The following is a 22,325-nucleotide window of genomic DNA, read 5'->3' on the forward strand; positions in this document are numbered from 1 at the left end:
AGAAGGCCCCGGCACGAATGCCAGGGCCCGCTCGACCGGTCATCGGCGTCCATGAGGACGCACACCGACACCGGGATATTCCCGGAGCGGTTGACCGGACCCAGCCACCTCAGGGGCGACGGGGTGGGAACCAGCGGGCTCCTCTTTCGCGCCCCTCATGACGAGGGGCGTGGTCGACTACCGGGCGAGTCTACCAGCTCAGGAAGTCGCCGCCGAATGGAGGGCGCGAAGTGCGCGAACGCCCTCCACCGCGTACTCCTTGTCGGCCGCCTGCAGCGCATGGACCGACACGGTCTCGTCGTCGTGCAGCTCGAGCGTCGCCCAAGGCGAGTTGCGGTCGAAGCGCACCGCCCGCACCGCCGTCCAGGGCAGGTCGTAGCCGCCGATCACGTTGCGCACCTTGACGCCGTCGGCGTCCGCCACCGCCCGCGGGCGGGTGAACGCCAGGATGCCCAGCCCGATCAGGATGCCGAGGCCGATCATCGCGGTCTGGTCGCCGCGCTGGTACGTGCCCATGTTGTCGCCGGTCGAGCCCTGCAGGCCGAAGCTCAGCACGGTGAAGAGGATCACCACGGCAGCCGCCGAGATGCCGGCCACCCAGCGGATGCGCCGGGGCCGGAAGACGGCCGGCGCGCTTGTGGAAGTCACGGTAACCACTGTCCCACTCCCCGTCCGACCACCCCACCGCCACCCTTGGAAAGACTGAAGGCTCATAGCCGGCAGTTGGAGATGTCGGTCACCAGGATCGCGCGGGCGCCGAGCTCGTACAGCTCGTCCATGATCCGGTGCACGTCGTTGCGGCGGACCATGGCCTGCACGGCGACCCAGCCCTCGCGGTGCAGCGGTGACACGGTCGGCGACTCGATGCCCGGGGTCAGCGCGGTCGCGTTCTCCAGCAGGTCGGCCCGGACGTCGTACGCCAGCATCACGAAGCTGCGGGCGACCAGCACGCCCTGCAGCCGCCGGATGAGCTGGGCCGCGGGGCCGGAATCGCCGGCCGGTCCGCGGCCGATCAGGATCGCGGAGCTGCGCAGCAGCGGCTCGCCCAGGGTGACCAGGCCGGCCTGGCGCAGCGTCGTGCCGGTCTCGACCACGTCGGCGATCAGGTCGGCGACGCCGAGGCGCACCGCGTTCTCGACCGCGCCGTCGAGGCGGACCACCTCGGCCTTGAGCTCGTGCTCGTCGAGGTAGCGCTGGACGACACCCGGGTAGGCGGTGGCGATGCGGCGACCGCCGATCTCCTCCGCGGAGGCCAGCGCGCCGGCCGGGGCGGCCCAGCGGAAGGTGGCCCCGCCGAAGCTCAGATCCAGCACCTCGGTGGCGGGCACGCCGGAGTCGACCAGCAGGTCCCGGCCGGTGATACCGAGATCAAGATCACCCGAGCCCACGTACGTGGCGATGTCGCGGGGACGCAGGTAGAAGAACTCGACATTGTTGGCCTCGTCACGGCAGACGAGGTCCTTGGGATCGGTGCGCTGACGGTAACCGGCGTCGCGCAGCATCTGGGCGGCCGGAGTGGACAGGGTGCCTTTGTTGGGAATGGCGATGCGCAGCATCGACGTGCTCCTTCGATCGGTCTCGATTGAGGCGGAGAGCGCTCTGCCTCCGGGAACAACCCGATTCAAAACCGATCAGAGATGTCGGTACACGTCCTTGAGTTCCAGCCCGGTGGCGATCATCAGGACTTGTGCCTGGTAGAGCAGCTGGGAGATCTCCTCCGCGGCCCGCTCCGGCCCCTCGTGCTCGGCGGCCATCCAGGACTCGGCCGCCTCCTCGACGACCTTTTTCCCGATGAAGTGCACGCCCTTGTCCAGCGCCGCGACGGTGGACGAACCGGGGGTCCGCTGCGCCGCCTTCGCCTGCAACTCGGCGAACAACTCTTCGAACGTCTTCACGGGAGACGATTGTGGCAGCTCATCACGGGATGGCGACGGACGACCCCATCGGTTGGGACGTGGCTTAGGCTCGCGGTCATGGTCAGCAGAAACACCGTCGCCGCGCTGGGCAGCGCGGCCGTACTCCTCGCCGCCCTCGCGGGCTGCGCGCCCGCCGACGAGGCGAGCCCCTCGGCCGGCGCGTCGGCCTCCGCCTCCGGCCCTGCCTGCGCCCCCGGTTCGCTCAGCACCCGCACCGCCGGGAAGCTCACGATCGGCACCGACAACCCGGCGTACGAGCCCTGGTTCAAGGACAACAAGCCCGCCAACGGTCAGGGCTTCGAGTCCGCGGTCGCGTACCAGGTCGCCGAGCGCCTCGGCTACAAGGCTCCGGACGTGGTCTGGACGAACGTGACGTTCAACAACGCCATCGCGCCTGGCCCGAAGACGTTCGACTTCGACATCAACCAGTTCTCGATCACGCCCGAGCGGCGCAAGGCCGTCGACTTCTCCTCGCCGTACTACCTGGTCCGGCAGACGGTCATCACCACCAAGGGCTCGAAGATCGCCGGCGCCAAGACGATCGCCGAGCTCAAGGGCGCGAAGCTCGGCGCGCAGGTCGGCACCACCAGCTACCAGGCGATCAACGAGCTGATCAAGCCGACCGCCAAGGCCCAGGTCTACAACAACAACGACGACGCCAAGGCGGCCCTGGAGAACGGCCAGGTCGACGGCATCGTGGTGGACCTGCCGACCGCGTTCTACATGACCGCGGCCGAGCTCGACAACGGTGTGATCGTCGGCCAGTTGCCGCAGGTCGGCGTACCGGAGCAGTTCGGTCTGGTCCTTGATCTCGGCTCGCCGTTGACCACCTGCGTGTCCCAGGCCGTCGACCAGCTGCGGCAGGACGGCACCCTCGCGGTGCTCGAGAAGCAGTGGCTGGCGAGCACGGGCGGGGCTCCCGAGCTCTCGTGAGCACCGAGCTCCACCAGCCGTCCGAGATCCAGCGCGGGCGGATCGCCTACCGGCGACGGCAGACGGTCCGCTCGGTGCTGCTCGCGGCGCTGTCGACCGCGGTCGTCGGCGTGTTGCTCGTGGTCGCGGTCACCGGTGCGCCGGGCTGGGACCGCGTCAAGCAGTCGTTCTTCAGCCCCGAGGTGGCCTGGCGCTGGCTGCCGGAGATCCTCGAGGGTCTCTGGCTCAACGTCCGGCTGCTGGTCGTCTGCGCGCTTCTCGCGCTGACGCTCGGGCTGCTGATCGCGACGCTGCGGACCCTGCGGGGCCCGGTCTTCTTTCCGGTACGGGCACTGGCGACCGGCTACACGTACACGTTCCGTGGTCTGCCCTTGATCATCGTCATCTACCTGATGGCCTTCGGCGTCCCCGGCCTGCGGCTGCAGGGCACCCCGGGGGTGCTGGTGCTGGGCGGGGCAGCGCTGGTGATCACGTACGGCGCCTACCTGGCCGAGGTGTTCCGGGCCGGTATCGAGTCGGTGCACCCCAGCCAGCTCGCCGCGGCCCGGTCGCTGGGGCTGACGTACCGGCAGACGATGCGGCACGTGGTGCTGCCCCAGGCGATCCGCCGGGTGGCACCGCCGCTGCTCAACGACACCGTTGCGCTGCAGAAGGACGTCGGGCTGGTCTCGCTGGCAGGCCCGATCGACGCCGTCCGCGCGGCTCAGATCGGCGTCGCGCAGGATGCCAACTACACGCCGTACATCGTGGCGGGGGTGCTGTTCGTGCTGCTCGCGCTGCCGTTGATCGGTGTCACCGACTGGGTCACGCTGCGCGCGGCCCGCCGCCAGTCCGCGGGGGCCTGACCATGCTGCTGTCCTGCGAGCACGTCCGGAAGACGTTCGGCGCCGCCGTGGTGCTCGACGACCTGTCGCTGGAGGTGGACGAGCACCAGGTGGTCGCGCTGATCGGCGCCTCCGGCTCGGGCAAGTCCACGCTGCTGCGCTGCGTCAACCTGCTCACCGACATCGACGACGGCACCATCCGGCTCGACGGCGAGGACATCACCGATCCGCGGGTGAACCCGGACGAGGTGCGGCAGCGGATCGGCATGGTCTTCCAGTCGTACAACCTGTTCCCGCACATGACGGTGCTGCGCAACATCACGCTGGCGCCCGTACGGGTGCACAAGCGGTCCGCCGCCGAGACCCGGGAGCAGGCCATGACCTGGCTGGACCGGGTCGGCCTGGCCGACAGGGCGGACAGCTATCCGGACCGGCTCTCCGGCGGCCAGCAGCAGCGGGTCGCCATCGTCCGGGCCCTGGTCAACAGCCCCCGCCTGCTGCTGCTCGACGAGGTCACCTCGGCGCTGGACCCGGAGCTGGTCGGCGAGGTGCTGACGATGATCCGCGGCCTGAAGGACGAAGGCATGACCATGGTGCTGGCCACCCACGAGATGGGCTTCGCCCGGCAGGTGGCGGACCGGGTGGTCTTCCTGGACGGCGGCCGGGTGCTCGAGGCGGGGCCGCCCGAGCAGGTGCTGGGGGACCCCACCGAGGCCCGGACCCGGCAGTTCCTGGCCCGCATCATCGAGGCCGGCCGCCTCTGACCGGCCGCCGGCTCAGACCGGCCACCAGCCCAGACCCGGCCACCGGCTCGGGAGCCGGCACCAGCTCCGGGCCGGCCACCGGGCCACCGGCTCGGCCGGGCCACCGGGCCACCGGGCCACCGGGCCACCGGGCCACCGGCTCAGCTTGGGCTGAGGATCCGGGTGCCGGGTTCGCGGGCCGGTCGCAGCGCCCCGGCAGCCAGGGCGACCAGCAGGGCCAGCAACACGGGAATGGCCAACGCCACCGGCAGGCCGAAGGTCTCGGCCGCGCCGCCGATCAGCACCGGCCCGGCGAAGAACCCGAGCCAGCCGATGCTCGCCACCCGGGCGATGGCCTGAGCCGGACGCTGCGGATTGCGGTGACCCGCGGCCGAGAACACCTGCGGAGCGACGCAGGACAGCCCGGCCCCCAGACACCCGAAGCCGATCACCCCCGCCACGGGCTGCCCGGCCAGCAACGCCACGCCGAGGCCGACCGCCGCGAGCAGGCCGCAGCCACGGACCAGCCGGACAGCGCCGAAACGGGCAGCAAGCCGGTCACCGGTCAGCCGGCCGGCCGTCATCGCGATGAAGAACGCCGCGAACGCCGCAGCCGCGAAACCTTCGGTGCTGTGCAGGCTCTCACGCAGATACACCGTGCTCCAGTCGGCTGCCGCTCCCTCGCCGACGAGGGCGCACAGGGCCAGCGTGCCCAGCAGGAGCACCCCGGACAGCGGCACCTGGCGCGGAGGGCCGTCGGCCGGGGAGCCCGCGGCCTCGGTCAGAGGCGCCGACCATCCGCGTGACCACACGGCAAGGGCCGCGCCGAGAACAGCCACGACGGCGAAGGTGCCCAGCGGGCTCGCCCCGGCGGCCGCGGTCACGCCGCCGAGGACCGCACCGAGGAACCCGCCGATGCTGTACACGGCATGGAACGACGACATGATCGGCCGTTCGGCGGCCCGCTCGACCTCCACCCCGCGGGCGTTCATCGCGATGTTCAGCACGCCGTGGACCACGCCGAAGGCGAACAGCGCCGACGTCAGCGTCACCAGCGACGGTGCCACGGCGACCGGCAGCAGGAAACACCCGTCGACCAGTGCCGCCGGGATCATGATGCGCCGGCTGCCGTACCGGTCGACCAGCCGGCCGGAGAGCTGCATGCCCGTCACCGCGCCGAGGGCGAGCCCGACCAGGGCGATGCTGAGCCGGCCGTCGCTGAGGCCCAGGTGATGTTTGACCGCCGGGATGCGCGCCGTCCAGGTGCCGATCAGCGCGCCGTAGAGCAGGAAGAGCAACGCGGTCGCGATCCGGCTTCTGCGTAACGTCTGCGGCACGGATCCACGCTAGACGATCTCAATCCTTGCTGAGCTCCCGGATGGCCAGGACCGCGTCCAGCACCGCGACCGTCGACTGCCAGCCCTTGTCCTCGATCGAGTCCTCCAGGCCGGCCCGGTCCTTGGCCTGGCCCAGGCTCTCCACGGTGAGCACGCCGTGCGCCACCGGGGTCTGCTCGTCCAGCGCCACCCGGGTCAGCCCGGCCGTCACCGCGTCGTTGACGTAGTTGAAGTGCGCGGTCTCGCCGCGGATCACCACACCCAGCGCGACCACCGCGTCGCAGCGCTTGGCCAGGGCCTGCGCGACGATCGGCAGCTCCACCGAGCCGGCCACCCGGGCCACGACCACGTCCTCCACGCCGCACGCCTTGGCGGCCGCCTGCGCTCGCTCGACCATGTGGTCGACCAGGTCGGCGTGCCAGCGCGAGCCGACGATGCCGAGCCTGAGCCCGGCGGCGTCGACGGTGTTGAGGTGCGGATCCCCGAAACCGGCCATGTGTTGCCCCCTCTTTGCCTGTAGTTTGCTCCGGCCACCGCGACGGCGCCGGGATTTCGGCCCAGAGCCCGGCCCGGGCCCCTCAGCCCGGAGGCCCAGAGCCCCGGCCCTCAGCCCGGACCAACGGCCCGGACCAACGGCCCGGGGCCGCCGGCCCGGTGCGGTCAGCCCAGGGCCTCGAAGAGGTGGCCCATCCGGTCACGTTTGGTCCGCAGGTAGCGCACGTTCTCCGGGTGCGGGCGCACCGGCAGCTCCTCGCGGCCGGTGATGGTCAGGCCGTAGCCCTCCAGCCCGGCGCGCTTCGCGGGGTTGTTGGTGAGCAGCCGCATCGAACGAACGCCCAGGTCGTAGAGGATCTGGGCCCCGGTGCCGTAGTCGCGGGCGTCGGCGGGCAGGCCCAGCTCGAGGTTGGCGTCGACGGTGTCCAGGCCGCGGTCCTGCAACTGGTACGCCTGCAGCTTGTGCAGCAGCCCGATGCCACGCCCCTCGTGGCCCCGCATGTAGAGCACGACCCCCCGCCCGGCCTCGGCGACCCGGTCCAGGGCGGCGTCGAGCTGGGGCCCGCAGTCGCAGCGCACCGAGCCGAAGACGTCCCCGGTCAGGCACTCGGAGTGCACCCGGACCAGCACGTCCTCGCCGTCGCCGAGGTCACCGAAGACCAGCGCGACGTGCTCGGCACCGGCCACGTCGGTGCGGTAACCGACCGCGGTGAAGTCGCCGTGCTCGGTCGGCAGCCGGGTCTCGACGACCCGCTCGACCAGGGTCTCGTGCCGGCGCCGGTACGCGATGAGATCCGCGATGCTGATCAGCGCCAGGTCGTGCTCGGCCGCGAACCGCTCCAGGTCAGGCATCCGCATCATGGTGCCGTCGTCGTTGATCATCTCGCAGAGCACGCCGGCGGGACGCAGCCCGGCCAGCACGGACAGGTCGATCGCGGCCTCGGTGTGGCCCGGCCGGCGCAGCACGCCACCGGCCTTGGCCCGCAGCGGCACGACGTGACCCGGCCGGGACAGGTCGGTGGGCTGGGTCTGCGCGGAGCCCAGCAGGCGGATGGTGTGGGCGCGGTCGGCGGCCGAGATGCCGGTGCTGATGCCCTCGCGGGCGTCGACGGTCACCGCGTACGCGGTCCCGCGCCGGTCCTGGTTGGTGTGGAACATCGGCGGCAGGTCGAGCCGGTCGGCCTCCTCCTCGGGCAGCGGTACGCAGATGTAGCCCGAGGTGTAGCGGACCATGAACGCGACCAGTTCCGGGGTGGCGTGCTCGGCCGCGAAGATCAGGTCGCCCTCGTTCTCGCGGTCCTCGTCGTCGACCACGATGACCGGACGCCCGGCCGCGATGTCCTTGATCGCCCGTTCGATGTCGGTGCTCATGACAGCCGCTCTCCCAGCATCTTCTCGACGTACTTGGCGATGACGTCGACCTCGAGGTTGACCGGGTCGCCGACGGACTTGGCCCCCAGCACGGTGAGCTTGAGCGTGGTCGGGATCAGGCCGACGTCGAAGGTGTCCGCGGTGACCGCCATGACGGTCAGCGACACCCCGTCCACGGTGATCGAGCCCTTCTCCACCACGTACCGCGACAGCTCGCTCGGCAGCGAGAACCGCAGCACCTCCCACTCGTCCGCGGGCTGTGTCTCCCCGCGGCGGAAAACAGAAGGCGAAAGCGATTGGCGGGCCACGATCCGCCCGACGCCGTCGACGTGACCCTGCACCAGGTGCCCGCCGAGACGGGAGCCGACGGTCGCGGCGCGTTCCAGGTTGACCTGGCTGCCCGCGGTCAGCACGCCGAGCGACGAGCGGCGCAGGCTCTCGCCCATGACGTCGGCAGTGAAGACGCCGTCGACGTTGTCGATGACGGTCAGGCAGACGCCGTTGACCGAGATCGAGTCGCCGTGGCGGGCGTCGGAGGTGACGACGGGACCGCGTACCGCGATCACCGCCGAGTCGCCCCCCGCGTCGGTGAGGTGGACGACCTCACCCAGTTCCTCGACGATTCCCGTGAACATCAGGCCTCCTTGGCTCGGAGCGATGCGGTGAAGCGCAGGTCGGGTCCGACCCGCGCGATGTCGACGAGGTCCAGCTCGATGGCCTCGGCGATGGTGGTGACGCCCGCGCCGACCAGTGACGGCTGGCCGGCGCCGAGCATCTTGGGAGCGATGTAGCCGACGACCTTGTCGACCAGGCCGGCCGCCAGGAAGCCGCCGGCCAGAGTGGGGCCGCCCTCCAGCAGCACGGCGCGCACGCCGCGGGCGTACAGCTCGGAGAGCAGGGCGGCCAGGTCGACCCGGCCGTCGGGGCCGGTGCCGACCTCGGCCGCCGTCGCGATCCAGGTGGGTGCGGCCTGGTCACGGATGCGGGCGGTGGCCGGGGTACGCCCGGACGAGTCCACCACCACCCGCCACGGCTGCTTGATGGCGAGGCTGCCGTCCCGCAGGTCACGAACGGTGAGCTGGGGATCGTCGGCGACGATGGTGCCGACTCCGGCGACGATCGCGTCGACCGTGCTGCGCAGCTTGTGCACGTCGCTGCGGGCGGGCGCGGAGGTGATCCACTGGCTGGTGCCGTCCGCGGCGGCGGAACGCCCGTCCAGGGTCGCCGCGTACTTCCAGGTCACGTAGGGCCGGCCGCGGCGTACGGCGGTCAGCCAGGCGACGTTGCCCTCCTCGGCCGGCGCCCGCCCCACCCCGGTCTCGACCCGCACCCCGGCGTCGCGCAGGGTCGCCGCTCCGCCGGCCGCCACGGGCGTGGGGTCGTCGACGGCGATGACCACCCGGATGATGCCGGCGTTGATCAGGGCCTGGGCGCAGGGGCCGGTGCGGCCGGTGTGGTTGCAGGGCTCGAGAGTGACGACGGCCGTCCCGCCGCGGGCGCGTTCACCGGCCTGGGCCAGGGCGACGATCTCGGCGTGCGGCCCGCCCGCGTACGCGTGGAAGCCCTCGCCGACGACCTCGCCCTCCGCGCTGAGCAGCACGCAGCCGACCACCGGGTTGGGGCTGGTCGTGCCGAGGCCGCGGGCGGCGAGCGCGATCGCCCGGCCCATTGCCTCGTCGTCGGAGACCATCTGCGTTCCCTCTCCATGCGCGGTGCGGTCACGCGCCGAACAGAGAGGGAACAGACAAGCAGAAACAGGACATGAGGGGACGCTTCGCGCCGCCCCGGTGAGGACACGCCGCGACGAGCCCTCATCCTGCTCCCGCGCGCTGTCTCCCATCCGGACTGTCTGAGCAGTCGGCACGAGGCCGTCCGCTCAACCGTCGGCTCTGGAATCTCACCAGATCCACCGTCCGTCTTGGTATCGACGTCCGGGTCGCGGGCTCAGCCCTGCCGGAGCAGGGCATCACCGCCGGTTCGGAATTTCACCGAGTCCCGCCAGCGCGTGGTGGGTCACCCATGAGTCTTGCACGCGAATCGCGGGTTGCCACCTGCTGGGCGATCCACGTCACAGACCCACGCCCGACGAGGGATCCTCCGGGTCCTCGGAGTCGGCGCGGCGGCGGTCGATCGCCACGAACGAGCCCGGCTGGCTCTTGGCGACCTTCTTCATCTCGGAGGCGACGGCCACGACCACCCGGGCGTCCTCGAAGCGGCGGCCCTCCGCGGTGGCCTGCGCGACGCCGATCGAGAGCGTCACCAGCGCGGCCCGCTGCTTGTTGCCGCGGCGGTCGGGAACCTCGATGTAGCCGCGCTGGGCGTCCTCGGGGTCGTAGAGCTGGTCGGCGACGGTCTCGAAGTCGGTCACCGTGCGCTTGGTCAGCGGCAGGACCTGCTCGGGGGTGCAGATGAAGACGAAGTCGTCACCGCCGATGTGGCCCAGGAAGACCGGCGGGCGCCCGGTGGCGGCCACGGCCCGGTGCAGGCTGCCGGCCAGGGCGGTGATGAACTCGTCGCCGCGGTCGAAGCCGTACACGTCGTTGACGCTCTTGAACCGGTCGATGTCGATGTAGCCGACCGCGAAGTCCTTGCCGGTCTTCATCCGGTCGACGATCTCGCGGCGCACCCGGGCGTTGCCGGGCAGGCCGGTCAGCGGGGAGACCTCGCGGAACTCCTTGTTGCGCCGCAGGGTCGAGGAGACCCGGGCGATCAGCTCGGCGGTGTCGAACGGCTTGACCAGGTAGTCGTCGACGCCGGCGGTCAGGCCGACCACCTTGTCGACGGTCATCCCTTTGGCGGTGAGCATGATCACCGGCAGGGCCGAGGTGAGCGGCTCGGCGCGCAGCCGGCGGGTCAGCTCGACGCCGTTCATGTTCGGCATCATCCAGTCGACCACGGCCAGGTCGGGACGGCGGCTCTCCATCACCTCGAGGGCCTGCTGACCGTCGCGGGCCCGCATCACCTCGAAGCCGTGCACCTTGAGGTTGAACGCGACGAAGCTGGCGATGTCCTCGTCGTCGTCGACCACCAGGATCAGGTCGGGCCGCTCCTCCGGCTCGGCGGCGCTGGCGTCGACCTTGTGCCGGACCACCCCGGTGCTCATGCCATCGCCTTCGCCGGCGCTCCGGCGATGACATTCGTCCGGCGCAGAGTTGATGATTCGCTCGCAAGCTCGCTCATGCGTGCACCATCGAACGCTCGGCCAGGGCGCGCAGCTTGCGGCAGGCCTCGGCGGGGTCCTCGGCGCCGTACACCGCGGTGCCCGCGACGAACGCGTCGGCACCGGCCTCGGCGGCCTGCTCGATGGTGTCGGCGGCGATGCCACCGTCGACCTCCAGGCGTACCTCGAGGTTCTTGGCCCTGATCCGGCGGCGCACGTCCCGCACCTTCTCCAGCATCTCGGGCATGAACTTCTGCCCGCCGAACCCGGCCTTGATCGTCATGATCAACACCGTGTCCACATAGGGAATCAGCTCGAGATACGGCTCGACGGGCGTGTCGCGGTCGATGGCCAGGCCGGCCTTGGCGCCCGCCGCGCGCAGCGTCTTGGCCAGGGCCACGGGGTTCTCACAGGCCTCGGCGTGGAACGTCACGTTGTACGCCCCGGCTTCGGCGTACCCGGGGGCCCAGCGCTCCGGATCCGTGATCATCAGATGCACGTCGAACGGGATGGCGGTCGCCTTGCGCAGACTCTGCACGACCGGCAGGCCGATGGTCAGATTCGGGACGAAATGGTTGTCCATGACGTCCACGTGCACCCAGTCGGCGGCGCCCTCGATGTCGTGCACCGCGGTGGCGAGGTGCGCGAAGTCCGCGGCCAGGATGCTGGGGGCGATGATCGGCGATGACTCCACCGGTGAAGTGTATGGCCTGTTTGCCGTCACCCGGGATACTCCTGGGGACTGCCTTCAGTTCGTTCCCGGAGGGGTTCTATGCGACACACGGCGGTGCTGCTGGCGGTGCTGCTCACCGCCGGTTGTTCCGGCGCGCCACCGGACGGCACCGACGGCGACCTGACCGACGACTGGCGGATGCCCGCTTCCCTGGCCCCCTTCCGTCCCGCCACCGGCCAGTGCCACGAGATGCTGGCGGCGACCGCGGCCCTGGACGACTACCGGCCGGTGGACTGCGCCGAGCTGCACGTCTCGGAGACCTTCCACGTCGGCACCGCGGCGGACGCCGACGTGGTCCCGGCCGCCGGCACGACGGGCGCCCGGGCCGCGTTCCAGGAATGCTCGACCAGGGCGGCCGACTTCCTCGGCGGCCCGTGGCGCACCGCCCGGGTGGCCGTGCAGGTGGTCTGGCCGACCAAGGCGGCCTGGTCGGGCGGCGCGCGCTGGTTCCGCTGCGACGTCACGACCGCCGACCTGGACGGGCAGAGCCGGACCAGCCGCACCGGCAGCCTGGCCGGGGAGCTGGCCGGTGCGTCACCGCTCAAGCTGGGCTGCTTCAACCCGACGGTCGACGGCGAGACGGTGACGACGATGCGCCCGGTGCCGTGCGACGAGCGGCACCGGGCCGAGTTCGCCGGGCTGTGGAAAGCGCCCGAGATCACGTACGCGGCGCTGGAGTCCGGCACCGAGCGCAGCGCGGCGGGCTGCCGGGCGGTGATCGCCAAGTTCGCGAAGCTGCCGGACGACTCGGACATGCAGTACCGCACCGGCTGGATCTCCTACAACCCGACGCGTACCGAATGGCTGTCCGGCGAACGCCGGGTGCGCTGCTTCGTGTACTTCGCCAAGCGGACCTTCACCCGCTCGCTGAAGGGCGCGGGCCCCTCGGTGCTGCCCGTGGACTGATTCAGCCGTTCCGCTCCATGACGTGGGCCTGGAACGACGCGCTGTCGTTGGTCCGCGGGAACGGTTCCTCCGGCACGGGCACGCCCAGGAAGTCGCAGAGCGGCTGCCAGCCCCGAGCCACCTCGAACTCGAGCAACCGCTCCGCCGGGACCTCCCGGCGCACGGCCTCGTTGTGCTCCGTGAACACGCGCACGGCGTGCTCCCGGTCGGCGAACCGGCCGCCGAAGGTGCGCGCCCAGACCACCTCGCGGGCCATCTCCAGTCCGGCTGCCGCGAACCCGTCCGCGGCGGCCGGACTGTGCATGGCGGCCTGGAAGATCGTCCGGTGTGCGCTGTCGTACCAGCGTTGCGGGTCCCGGACGGTCAGGACGACCTTGGCGTCCGGGTGCCGGTCGGTCAGCTCACGCCAGAAGTACGCACCCGGCCAGTCCACCGTGGAGCGGTGGCCCGTCAGGGCCTTGTCCAGGCTGGCCAGGTCACCGTCGGCAGCCCCGTGGAACAGGGAGGCCCGTTCCGGATCGTCGAGCAACGGCAGCATGTGCATGCAGGGCCCGAACCCCAGCTGCTCGAGCGCGACCTTGAGGCTGAGAGTGCCCGTCCGACCGAATCCCACGCCGATGACATCCATGGGCTTCTATATACCTGTCCTTGTCGACCTGAAACGTCGACAAGGCGCTCAGCTGGTGCGGCGCAGCACCGCCAGGAACATCGCGTCGGTGCCGTGCCGGTGCGGCCACAACTGCACCGTCGGTCCCGGCCCCAGCTTGGGCATGCCCGGCGGCAGCAACGGGCGCGCGTCCACGAAGTCGACCTCCACGCCGCTGCGGCGGGCGCCCTCGGTGACGGTCACCTGCGTCTCCACCATGTGCGGTGAGCAGGTCACATAGGCGACCACGCCACCGGGACGCACGGCCCGCAGCGCGGCCACGAGCAGCTCCCGCTGGAGCCGGGTCAGCGGCGGAAGATCGGCCGGGGTACGCCGCCAGCGCGACTCCGGACGCCGCCGCAGTGAGCCCAGCCCGGTGCACGGCGCGTCGACCAGCACCCGGTCGAAGCCCTCCTCCGGCAGGTCGGGGTCGCGCCCGACCGTACGGCCGTCGGTCGGCAGCACCGTGACCGGCAGCCCGCCGGTGGCCTGCTCGACCAGCCGGGCCCGGTGGTCGGCGACCTCGACGGCGGTGACCTCGGCGCCCCGCAGCGCGGCGATCGAACCGAGCAGCCCGGCCTTGCCGCCCGGGCCCGCGCACAGGTCCAGCCAGCGGTTGTCCTGGCCCTCGATCGGCGCGGCCAGCAGCGCGGCCGCCACCAGCTGCGAGCCCTCGTCCTGCACGTGGGCCCGGCCGTCGCGGATGGCGGCCAGCTCGCTCGGCGAACCCCCGTTGAGGTAGACCGCGTACGGCGAGAACGCGCCCGGCACGCCCTCGACCTCGTCGGCCAGCTCGACCGCGTCGGCCCGGCCCGGCCGCGCGCACAGGTGCACGGTCGGCGGCTGGTTGTCCTCGATCAGCAGCCGGGCGGTGTCCTCCAGGTCGCCACCGAGCGCCTCGGCGAACGACCGGATGATCCACTCCGGGTGGTTGTGCACGACCGCGAGGTTGCCGACCGGGTTCTCCGCGTAGTCCGGGGCCAGCTTGGTCAGCCACTCCTCCAGGCCGGTGTCCGAGATGGTGCGCATGACCGCGTTGGCGAAACCGTGGGCCGCGGGCGCGACCGCGCGGACCAGGTCGACGGTCTGGTTCACCGCGGCGTGCGCCGGCACCCGGGTGAAGAGCAACTGGTACGCACCCAGGCGCAACGCGTCGCGAGCAGGCGGATCGATGCGCGACACGTCACGGCCGGCCGCGTCCGCGATGATCAGATCCAGGGTGCCCACGGCGCGCAGGGTGCCGTAGGTCAGCTCGGTCGCGAACGCCGCGTCCCGGCCGTGCAGCCGCATGTCCCGCAGGATCTGGGCCAGCACCAGGTTCGCGTACGCGTCATCCCGGTGCACGGCCGCGATGGCCTCGTACGCTGCCTGCCGGGCCGGGTCCGACGGCGGGCGACCCGCTCGTGGAGCCCGCCCGGAACGGCTGTCGCGGCTCTGGTCCCGGCCCTGCCCGGGGCCGCCGGGGCGGCGCGGGCCGGCGTTGTGCGGCCGGTCGGCACTGTGCCGGCGCTGCTCCTGCGGCCGCTCGGCCCGATGGTCTTCGGTCATGAGAGGGTCTCCCCCGGGTTGAGGCGCAGGCCACGCGCCCAGTCGGAGGCCGACATCGGCTTCTTTCCGGCGGCCCGGACCTCGCCCAGGACCACCGGGGTGGTCGCCGTGCCCACCAGCACCTGGGTGCGCTCGACGAGCAGCTCCCCCGGGGCCAGCGTGGCGGCGTTGGCGACCGGGCGCACCGGCCCGAGCTTGAGCCGCTCGTCGCGCAGGGTGGTCCAGGCGCCCGGCGCCGGGGTGCAGGCGCGGATGCGCCGGTCGACGGCGAACGCCGGGCAGCTCCAGCGGACCCGGGCGTCCTCGACGGCGATCTTCGGGGCCATCGACACGCCGTCGGCGGGCTGCGGGTGTGCCCGGGCGGTGCCGGCCTCGATCGCGTCCAGGACGGCGACCAGCAGGCCGGCGCCCTCGGTGGCCAGCCGGGCGAGCAGGTCACCGGAGGTGTCGGTGGGCCGGATCTGCTCGGTCAGCGTGCCGTAGACCGGGCCGGTGTCCATCCCGGCCTCCAGCTCGAACACGCTGGCGCCGGTGACCTCGTCGCCGTGCAGGACGGCGTGCTGCACCGGGGCCGCACCGCGCCAGGCGGGCAGCAGCGAGAAGTGCAGGTTGACCCAGCCGTGCTTGGGGATCTCCAGGGCGCTGGGCGGGACCAGCGCGCCGTACGCGACCACGGGCACGCAGTCCGGGGCCAGCGCGCGCAGCCGTTCGAGGAACTCCGGCTCGCGGGGGCGCTGCGGGGTGAGCACCTCGATGCCGCGCTCGTCGGCCCAGGCGCCGGCCGGTGAGCGCACCAGGCGGCGGCCGCGGCCGGCCGGGGCGTCGGGGCGGGTGACGACGGCGACGATCTCGTGGCTGGAGGCGGCCAGGGCGTCGAGCGACGGCAGGGTCACCTCGGGGGTGCCGGCGAAGATCAGGCGCACCGGGTCACCGCCCCAGGCCGAAGATGCCGTGCGGGTTGACCTTGACCTTCGGCGGGGCGCCGGCGTCGTACCACTCGGCGGCACGGATCTGCTTCATCGCGTCCTTACGTGCGGCGGCGTCCAGCCGGTCCAGGAAGAGCACCCCGTCGAGGTGGTCGGTCTCGTGCTGCACGCAGCGCGCCATCAGGCCGGTGCCGACCAGCTGCAACTCCTCGCCGTGCTCGGTGAAGCCCTGGGCGACGACGTGCTGGCGGCGCTTGGTGTCGACGTACACGCCCGGGATGGACAGGCAGCCCTCCGGGCCGTCCTGCTCCTCGTCGTCGGGGAACGACAGCACCGGGTTGACGATGTGGCCGGTCACGTCGTCGACGTGGAAGGTGAACACCCGCAGACCCACGCCGAGCTGGGGTGCGGCCAGGCCGGCGCCGCCCTCGTCCTGCATCGTCTCGGTGAGGTCCCGGACGAGCCGGCGCAGTTCCTTGTCGAAGTCGACCACGGCGTCGGCCGGCGTACGCAGCACCGGGTCGCCGAACAGACGGATGGGCTGGACGGTCACGCGGGTGCCACTCCTGACTGCTCACAAGAATTGCTGATCGCACCTAGTCTACGGACGCACCCGGCACCATTGTGCGGGGCCGCTTCACGCCGGCGTTGATCTCGGTTCATCCGGGCTCTCTACCGTCCGGGCTCATGCGACTCAACGTTTCCCGGGCGGCCGGCGCCGCCCTGCTCGCCCTCTCGCTCGGCCTGGTGGCCGCGCCCTCCGCGGCACACTCGGCCGCCGCGCCCACCCTGACCGGCTTCGCGTCCCTGCCGGCCCTGACGTTCGTGCCGGGCAGCGAGCCGTCCGGGGCGGCCTTGGGTACGGCGCCGGTGAACGGCATCGCGGCGCCCTGGGCCGACCAGCCGGTGCAGGGCTTCTCCGGGGTGCTGCCCAACGGCGACGGCACCTACGACGTGCTCTCCGACAACGGCTTCGGCACCAGGGCGAACAGCGCCGACTTCCTGCTGCGCATCCAGAAGATCGGCCCGGTCCCGGCCACCGGGGCGGTCGACGTGCTCGGCGGCATCAACCTGACCGATCCCGACGCCAAGATCCCGTTCCCACTGGTACGGCCGGACCGGGTGCTGACCGGCGCGGACTTCGACGTCGAGTCGATCGTGCGCGACCCCGACGGCTCGCTGTGGATCGGTGACGAGTTCGGCCCGTGGCTGCTGCACTTCGACCGCGGCGGCCGGCTGCTGAGCGAGCCGATCGCCCTGCCGGGCGTACGCGCCCCGGAGAACGCGGCCGGCAACCCGAACCTGGGCAGCAGCAAGGGCTTCGAAGGCATGGCCCACTCCCCCGACGGCCGCTGGCTGTACCCGCTGCTGGAAGGCACGGTGACCGGCGACACGGCTGGTGACCTGCGCTTCAACGAGTTCGACGTGCGGCGCGGCAGCTACACCGGCAAGCGCTGGACGTACCGTCTGGAATCGCCGTCCCACGCGATCGGCGACGCGATCCCGGTCGACGCGAACCGCTTCCTGGTGATCGAACGCGACGGCGCCCAGGGCGACGCGGCCGCGGTGAAGCGGATCTACCTGGCCGACCGCCGCGACCGCAACCACGACGGCGTGATGGACAAGACCCTGGTGGTGGACCTGCTGCGGATCGCGAACCCGCGTGGTGTGGGGGGCTTCGGCAAGACCTTCCGCTTCCCGTTCCAGACGATCGAGGACGTGGCGCTGCTGGACGGCCGGACGCTGGCGGTGCTGAACGACAACAACTTCCCGGGCTCGGCGGGCCGCACGCCGGGCGTGGCGGACAACAACGAGTTCATCACCGTACGGCTGCCGTCGTCCCTGCACCCGGACCCGCGCGTCCTGCCGTGACGCAAACCGATTGACCGCGCTGGCAATCTCATCGTCATGACGATCGGGATCAGGGCGCTCGCGCACGCGGATATCGACGCCGTTGTCGGACTGTCGCTGCGGGCGTGGGCGCCCGTCTTCGCGTCCTTCGAGACCGTGCTGGGCGAGGAGATCTACCGCCGGATCTACCCGGACTGGCTGTCGTCCCAGGCCCGGGACGTGACGAAGGTGTGCACCGAACACGCCCTGACCACGTGGGTGGCCACGGTCGGCGACGAGCCGGTCGGCTTCGTCGCTCTGGTGCCGAACGATGCGGACCGCAGCAGCGAGATCGAGATGCTGGCGGTCGACCCGGCGCACCAGCGCAAGGGCATCGCGGACGCGCTGATCTCGTACGCCGTGGAGCAGGCCCGGGCGGCGGATGCGCAACTGGTGGCGATCGGCACCGGTGGTGACCCGGGCCACGCACCGGCCCGCCGCGCGTACGAGAAGGCCGGCTTCACCGCCCTGCCCCTGGTCAGGTACTACCGGGCGCTCTGAGGGCGGCGGAGTTACGGTCGGCGGATGACGTGGTCGACGTACGGATCGTTCCTGATCTTCGCGATCGTGCTCGTCCTGGTGCCGGGCCCGGACTTCGCGGTGATCACCAAGAACACGCTGGCCGGCGGCCGTCGCCGAGGCTCGTGGAGCGCGGCCGGCGTGGCCAGCTCCAACGCGGTGCAGGGCCTGGCCGCGGCGGCGGGACTCGGCGCACTCGTGACCCGGGCGCAGCCGGTGTTCCAGGCGATCAAGTGGGCGGGCATCGCGTATCTGGCGTACCTGGGCATCCAGGCACTGCGGTCGGCCCTGACCGGTCGCTATGCCGAAGCCGGAAGCGAGGCTGCCGGGGCGGCGGGGTGGCGGCAGGGGTTCCTGTCCAACATCACCAACCCGAAGGTGCTGGTCTTCTACCTGGCGGTGCTGCCGCAGTTCCTGGGGCCGGACGCGCCGCTGGGGGCGCTGCTCGTGCTGACGCTGAGCCACGCTGTGCTGTCGTTGCTGTATCTGCTGGTGGTGGTGGCCGGGTTGGCTCGGGCGCGGCGGGTGCTGGCTCGCCGGCGCGTCCGGCGCATGCTCGACGCGGCGGCGGGGGCGGCGCTGCTCGGCTTCAGCGCCAAGCTCGCCACCGACTGAGCTGGGTTGTCCCGGCCGAAACTGACCCGGGTGCCGCCTTCCGCCGCCCGTCGCTCATCGTGGTGCGGGCACGAGTCTTGGTAAGAAGTGGCCGCATTTCCAAAGATCTACCGGTCTGCGCTGCCGGTCAGAGGAGTTCGGCGGGGTCGATCTGGATGCGGATCGGCAGGTTGGACTTCTTCACGCTGCGGACAGCCGCCGCCTCGTGCAGAGCTCGGGCCAGAGCTGCCGCACGGCCGCGCGAGACGCGGAGCAGCATGCGTTCCTGGTCGTCGGATGCCGGAACCGGGCCGAGAAGCTCCACATCGTCGGGCAGGCGCGCCGCGTCGAGGAATTCGGCCACCGCCTCGGCCTTGCCGGTGACGCTGGCCATCCGGGCCGCTGGCGGGAAGCCCAGCTCCCGGCGTTCGGCGAGCTCACGGGCCGCGAACCAGCCCGGGTCCCAGCGCAGCAGCGCCTGCACGGGGGCCAGCGAACCGTCGGCCACGACCACCACCCGGCCACCCGCCGGACCGGGCCGGGCCAGCGCGGCGGCGGACAGCCAGCGCCGCATGGTCTCCTCGGCGGCCCGCAGATCAGCCCGGGAGAGCAACGCCCACGTGTCCAGCAACAACACCGCGCCGTAGCCGCCCTCGGCAACGGGCTCCGCTCCCGGTGTGGCGACGACGACGGCGGCCGTCCCGGGCACGGTGGTCAGGATCTCGTCCCGGCCGGAGGTGCGCACCGGGAAACCCGGGAAGGCCCGGCCGAGCTCCTCCGCCGTACGCCGGGCACCGGTAACGGACGCCCGCAGCCGCCGCCCACCGCAGGCCGGGCAGGCGTAGTCGGCCGCGGCCCGGCCACACCAGTGACAGGCCGGCACGTCGCGCGAGCCGGCCAGCCCAAGCGGACCGGAGCAGTGCGGGCACCGGGCCGGGGTGCGGCACTCGGCGCAAGCGGTGGACGGTAGGTAACCCCGCCGCGGCACCTGCACCAGCACCGGCATCCCGGCCTGCAACGCACCACGCGCCGCCTGCCAGGCAAGACTCGGCAGCCGCGCGGTCACCGCACCGGGATCCCGAGCCAGCTGCGGATCATCACCGGTCGGCGCGATGGCCGGGCTGCGCGCCCGCAACGTGCCACGATCGGCGACGATCTCCTTGGCCCACCCGGTCTCCAGCAGCAACTGCGCCTCACCCGTGCGAGCAAAACCCCCGACCAGCGCGGCGCAGTCAGCAAGCTGCGCGCGGGTGAGCAGAACGTCCCGGGCGTGCGGGTACGGCGCCCGCGGCTCGGCGTGCAGGTCATCCCCGTCGTCCCAGATGACCACCAGACCGAGGTGAGCAACGGGCGCGAACATGGCAGCCCGCGTCCCGACAACAACAGGCACCCGATGCCGGCTGGCCGCGAGGAACCTCCTGTACCGCTCCGCCGGCCCAGCGGCGGCGTTGAGGGCGACATGCCGCCCATCGCCGAGCACCTCGGTCAGAGCCCGATCAAGCCGCTCAAGATCGCGCGCGTCCGGCACCACGATGACCACACCCCGGCCGCCTCGCACCACGACCCCGGCAGCCTCAGCGATCCGCGCCGGCCAGTCCTCCCCGGGCAGCGCGGACCACACGGCCCGAGCCGGCCGGCCCTGCTCCAAGGCGTGCACGAAGGCCCCACCGGTGGGATAAATCCCCCACCCGTGCGCAACCGCCTCCGGCCGGACAGTCCCGGCGCCGGCCGGGTCCGGACTGACCGGCGTTGCCTCCGCTGGATCCGGCTCACTGCCGGCGTCGGCCGGGTCCGGGCTGACCGGCGTTGCCTCCGCTGGATCCGGCTCACTGCCGGCGTCAGCGCCATCCGCCCGCAGGCCATTCGTCGCGCCCGCAGCAACCGTCGTTTTCCCGGCTGGACCGGGCTCTGACACGACGACCGCAGTCGAATGAATCTCCGCTGCCTGCGCGTCACCACCCTCATCCGGTTGGACCCACGGCCCGGACATTGCGCTGGCGCGACTGCCGGTGGCCACCACCTCCGCAGCCGCGACATCCCCGGGTGCCGGAGGTGCGGCTGCTGAGCCGGGCGGCGGATCAACAGGAGGCGGGGTGGCCTGCGCTTCCGCGCGAGCGTGACGAGGCGGCACAGCCAGCCGCAACACATCCGAGAGATTGCCGGCGTACCGGTCTGCGACGGCGCGAGCCAGGCGCGCCACCTCCGGGTCCAGCACCCGCTCCGGCGAGACCACTTTGTCCAGGTAAGCCAATGTGCCGCCGTGCGGGCTGGTCTCGGCCCGTTCCAGGAGGAAGCCGTTCACCAGCTGCCCGGCGAAGCGGACCTTCACCCGCACACCCGGCTGAGCGGCCTCGTCATCCGCCGCGGACACCAGGTAGTCGAACGGGCGGTCGAGATGGGCCAGCGGCACTTCGACGCTCACCCGGGCGACCGGCAGCCGGGGTGCCGGCTCCCGGTCGGGTTTCGCCTTGGCCGCCTTCACCCGCACATTCTGGCGCGCGGGTACGACATCTTCCGGCGCAAACAGCACGGGTGCCTCGACCGGAGTCGAGGCACCCGTTCCTGGCGTCACCAAACTCAGGCCGCGGCGGACTTCAGGTCCTGGGCGCGGTCGGTGTTCTCCCACAGCAGTTCCGGCAGTTCCCGGCCGAAGTGGCCGTACGCCGCGGTCTGCTGATAGATCGGGCGCAACAGATCCAGATCCCGGATGATCGCAGCCGGACGCAGATCGAACACCTCGTTGATGGCCTTCTCGATCCGCTCCACCGGCACGTTCTCCGTACCGAACGTCTCCACGAACAACGACACCGGGTGCGCCTTACCGATCGCGTACGCCACCTGCGTCTCACACCGCTCGGCCAGACCCGCGGCGACCACGTTCTTGGCCACCCAGCGCATCGCGTACGCCGCCGAACGGTCCACCTTCGACGGGTCCTTACCCGAGAACGCACCACCACCGTGCCGCGCGTACCCGCCGTACGTATCAACAATGATCTTGCGACCGGTCAGGCCGGCGTCACCCATCGGCCCGCCGATCTCGAAACGACCGGTCGGGTTCACCAGCAGCCGGTAGTCCTCCACGTCCAGGCCCAGGCCCTCGAGCTCCGGGGCGATGACGTGCTCACGCACATCCGGGGTCAGCAGCGACTCCAGCGAGATGTCGGCCGCGTGCTGCGACGACACCACGACGGTGTTCAGCCGTACCGGGCGCAGGCCGTCGTACTCGATGGTGACCTGGGTCTTACCGTCCGGACGCAGGTACGGAATCGTGCCGTCCTTACGCGCGGTCGACAACCGCCGGGCCAGCCGGTGCGCCAACGCGATCGGCAGCGGCATCAGCTCCGGGGTCTCCGAACACGCGAAGCCGAACATCATGCCCTGATCGCCCGCACCCTGAGCGTCCAGCGCATGCTCGGAATTGCCCTCGCGCAACTCGACCGCGCTGTCCACACCCTGGGCGATATCCGGCGACTGCGAGCCGATCGACACACTCACGCCACACGACGCGCCGTCGAAGCCCTTCTTGGACGAGTCGTAACCGATACCCAGGATCGTCTCACGCACGATGCTCGGAATGTCCGCATACGCCTTGGTGGTCACCTCACCGGCCACGTGAACCTGGCCGGTCGTGATCAGCGTCTCCACCGCGACGCGGCTGCGGGGGTCCTGCGACAACAGGGCATCAAGAATACCGTCGCTGATCTGATCAGCGATCTTGTCCGGGTGGCCTTCCGTGACCGACTCGGAGGTGAACAGGCGGCGTGCCACGGTGCTCCTCAGATTT

At 71.7% G+C, this 22,325-nt stretch carries 23 protein-coding genes and 1 riboswitch; of the genes, 7 read left to right on the forward strand and 16 right to left on the reverse strand.

Going from position 1 to position 22,325, the window contains the following annotated elements; all coding sequences use genetic code 11:
* Window positions 1-198: 198 nt before the first annotated feature.
* From ACZ6S4_RS35505 to ACZ6S4_RS35515, 3 genes are all read right to left on the reverse strand, one after another.
* Window positions 199-648 (reverse strand): PH domain-containing protein, encoded by a 450-nt coding sequence (locus ACZ6S4_RS35505; protein WP_465479112.1) that lies wholly within the window; start codon window positions 646-648, stop codon window positions 199-201.
* Window positions 649-710: 62 nt separating this feature from the next.
* Window positions 711-1,556: an ATP phosphoribosyltransferase gene (hisG, locus tag ACZ6S4_RS35510; protein ID WP_465479113.1), complete on the reverse strand. Its 846-nt coding sequence runs from the start codon at window positions 1,554-1,556 to the stop codon at window positions 711-713.
* A 75-nt stretch (window positions 1,557-1,631) separates the two neighbouring features.
* Window positions 1,632-1,895, reverse strand: coding sequence for a phosphoribosyl-ATP diphosphatase (locus ACZ6S4_RS35515; protein ID WP_360819612.1), 264 nt, complete (start codon window positions 1,893-1,895; stop codon window positions 1,632-1,634).
* Window positions 1,896-1,973: 78 nt separating this feature from the next.
* Here ACZ6S4_RS35515 and ACZ6S4_RS35520 point away from each other — a divergent pair, with 78 nt between their 5' ends.
* Genes ACZ6S4_RS35520 through ACZ6S4_RS35530 form a run of 3 tightly spaced genes read left to right on the forward strand, consistent with a single transcriptional unit; the run spans window position 1,974 to window position 4,437 of the window.
* Window positions 1,974-2,849, forward strand: a complete 876-nt coding sequence (locus tag ACZ6S4_RS35520; protein WP_465479114.1) for an ABC transporter substrate-binding protein — start codon at window positions 1,974-1,976, stop codon at window positions 2,847-2,849.
* Window positions 2,846-3,694, forward strand: a complete 849-nt coding sequence (locus tag ACZ6S4_RS35525; protein WP_465479115.1) for an amino acid ABC transporter permease — start codon at window positions 2,846-2,848, stop codon at window positions 3,692-3,694. The genes ACZ6S4_RS35520 and ACZ6S4_RS35525 overlap by 4 nt, the downstream gene beginning before the upstream one ends.
* Before the next feature lie 2 nt (window positions 3,695-3,696).
* A complete protein-coding gene (locus ACZ6S4_RS35530) occupies window positions 3,697-4,437 on the forward strand; it encodes an amino acid ABC transporter ATP-binding protein (RefSeq protein ID WP_465479116.1) in 741 nt (246 codons plus the stop codon).
* A gap of 140 nt (window positions 4,438-4,577) precedes the next feature.
* On the opposite strand, the gene ACZ6S4_RS35535 is transcribed toward ACZ6S4_RS35530, so the two are convergent.
* From ACZ6S4_RS35535 to rpe, 7 genes are all read right to left on the reverse strand, one after another.
* Entirely contained in the window at window positions 4,578-5,753 is a 1,176-nt protein-coding gene (locus tag ACZ6S4_RS35535) for an MFS transporter (protein WP_465479117.1), read from the reverse strand.
* A 19-nt stretch (window positions 5,754-5,772) separates the two neighbouring features.
* Window positions 5,773-6,249, reverse strand: coding sequence for a 6,7-dimethyl-8-ribityllumazine synthase (gene ribH / locus ACZ6S4_RS35540; RefSeq protein ID WP_465479118.1), 477 nt, complete (start codon window positions 6,247-6,249; stop codon window positions 5,773-5,775).
* 164 nt (window positions 6,250-6,413) lie between these two features.
* On the reverse strand, window positions 6,414-7,619 hold the full coding sequence (locus ACZ6S4_RS35545) for a bifunctional 3,4-dihydroxy-2-butanone-4-phosphate synthase/GTP cyclohydrolase II (protein ID WP_465479119.1): 1,206 nt from the start codon (window positions 7,617-7,619) through the stop codon (window positions 6,414-6,416).
* Entirely contained in the window at window positions 7,616-8,254 is a 639-nt protein-coding gene (locus ACZ6S4_RS35550) for a riboflavin synthase (protein ID WP_465479120.1), read from the reverse strand. The genes ACZ6S4_RS35545 and ACZ6S4_RS35550 overlap by 4 nt, the downstream gene beginning before the upstream one ends.
* Window positions 8,254-9,309: a bifunctional diaminohydroxyphosphoribosylaminopyrimidine deaminase/5-amino-6-(5-phosphoribosylamino)uracil reductase RibD gene (ribD, locus tag ACZ6S4_RS35555; protein WP_465479121.1), complete on the reverse strand. Its 1,056-nt coding sequence runs from the start codon at window positions 9,307-9,309 to the stop codon at window positions 8,254-8,256. Before ribD ends, ACZ6S4_RS35550 begins: the two co-directional genes overlap by 1 nt.
* A gap of 134 nt (window positions 9,310-9,443) precedes the next feature.
* Window positions 9,444-9,626, reverse strand: a riboswitch (FMN riboswitch).
* 61 nt (window positions 9,627-9,687) lie between these two features.
* Window positions 9,688-10,722, reverse strand: a complete 1,035-nt coding sequence (locus ACZ6S4_RS35560; RefSeq protein ID WP_360556219.1) for a GGDEF domain-containing response regulator — start codon at window positions 10,720-10,722, stop codon at window positions 9,688-9,690.
* Window positions 10,723-10,795: 73 nt separating this feature from the next.
* Window positions 10,796-11,473 (reverse strand): ribulose-phosphate 3-epimerase, encoded by a 678-nt coding sequence (gene rpe / locus ACZ6S4_RS35565; protein ID WP_465479122.1) that lies wholly within the window; start codon window positions 11,471-11,473, stop codon window positions 10,796-10,798.
* A 78-nt stretch (window positions 11,474-11,551) separates the two neighbouring features.
* Here rpe and ACZ6S4_RS35570 point away from each other — a divergent pair, with 78 nt between their 5' ends.
* A complete protein-coding gene (locus ACZ6S4_RS35570) occupies window positions 11,552-12,418 on the forward strand; it encodes a septum formation family protein (protein WP_465479123.1) in 867 nt (288 codons plus the stop codon).
* Window position 12,419: 1 nt separating this feature from the next.
* On the opposite strand, the gene ACZ6S4_RS35575 is transcribed toward ACZ6S4_RS35570, so the two are convergent.
* From ACZ6S4_RS35575 to def, 4 genes are read right to left on the reverse strand one after another with little or no spacing between them, the layout of a single operon-like run.
* Window positions 12,420-13,046, reverse strand: a complete 627-nt coding sequence (locus ACZ6S4_RS35575; protein WP_465479124.1) for a sulfotransferase family protein — start codon at window positions 13,044-13,046, stop codon at window positions 12,420-12,422.
* A gap of 48 nt (window positions 13,047-13,094) precedes the next feature.
* Window positions 13,095-14,612: an RsmB/NOP family class I SAM-dependent RNA methyltransferase gene (locus ACZ6S4_RS35580; RefSeq protein ID WP_465479125.1), complete on the reverse strand. Its 1,518-nt coding sequence runs from the start codon at window positions 14,610-14,612 to the stop codon at window positions 13,095-13,097.
* Window positions 14,609-15,535, reverse strand: coding sequence for a methionyl-tRNA formyltransferase (gene fmt / locus ACZ6S4_RS35585; protein WP_465479126.1), 927 nt, complete (start codon window positions 15,533-15,535; stop codon window positions 14,609-14,611). Before fmt ends, ACZ6S4_RS35580 begins: the two co-directional genes overlap by 4 nt.
* A gap of 4 nt (window positions 15,536-15,539) precedes the next feature.
* Entirely contained in the window at window positions 15,540-16,091 is a 552-nt protein-coding gene (gene def, locus ACZ6S4_RS35590) for a peptide deformylase (RefSeq protein ID WP_465479127.1), read from the reverse strand.
* A gap of 134 nt (window positions 16,092-16,225) precedes the next feature.
* Here def and ACZ6S4_RS35595 point away from each other — a divergent pair, with 134 nt between their 5' ends.
* The 3 genes from ACZ6S4_RS35595 to ACZ6S4_RS35605 are packed head-to-tail and all read left to right on the forward strand — an operon-like array spanning window position 16,226 to window position 18,562.
* Window positions 16,226-17,410 (forward strand): esterase-like activity of phytase family protein, encoded by a 1,185-nt coding sequence (locus tag ACZ6S4_RS35595; protein WP_465479128.1) that lies wholly within the window; start codon window positions 16,226-16,228, stop codon window positions 17,408-17,410.
* Between the two features lie 36 nt (window positions 17,411-17,446).
* Window positions 17,447-17,929 carry a GNAT family N-acetyltransferase gene (locus ACZ6S4_RS35600; protein WP_465479129.1) on the forward strand — a complete coding sequence of 161 codons (483 nt, stop codon included), beginning with the start codon at window positions 17,447-17,449 and terminating at the stop codon, window positions 17,927-17,929.
* A 24-nt stretch (window positions 17,930-17,953) separates the two neighbouring features.
* Window positions 17,954-18,562, forward strand: coding sequence for a LysE family translocator (locus ACZ6S4_RS35605; protein WP_465479130.1), 609 nt, complete (start codon window positions 17,954-17,956; stop codon window positions 18,560-18,562).
* A gap of 127 nt (window positions 18,563-18,689) precedes the next feature.
* On the opposite strand, the gene ACZ6S4_RS35610 is transcribed toward ACZ6S4_RS35605, so the two are convergent.
* Window positions 18,690-20,963, reverse strand: a complete 2,274-nt coding sequence (locus ACZ6S4_RS35610; protein ID WP_465479210.1) for a primosomal protein N' — start codon at window positions 20,961-20,963, stop codon at window positions 18,690-18,692.
* A 155-nt stretch (window positions 20,964-21,118) separates the two neighbouring features.
* A complete protein-coding gene (gene metK / locus ACZ6S4_RS35615) occupies window positions 21,119-22,309 on the reverse strand; it encodes a methionine adenosyltransferase (protein WP_465479131.1) in 1,191 nt (396 codons plus the stop codon).
* Window positions 22,310-22,325: the final 16 nt, after the last annotated feature.

Source organism: Actinoplanes sp. NPDC051405 (assembly GCF_055586185.1).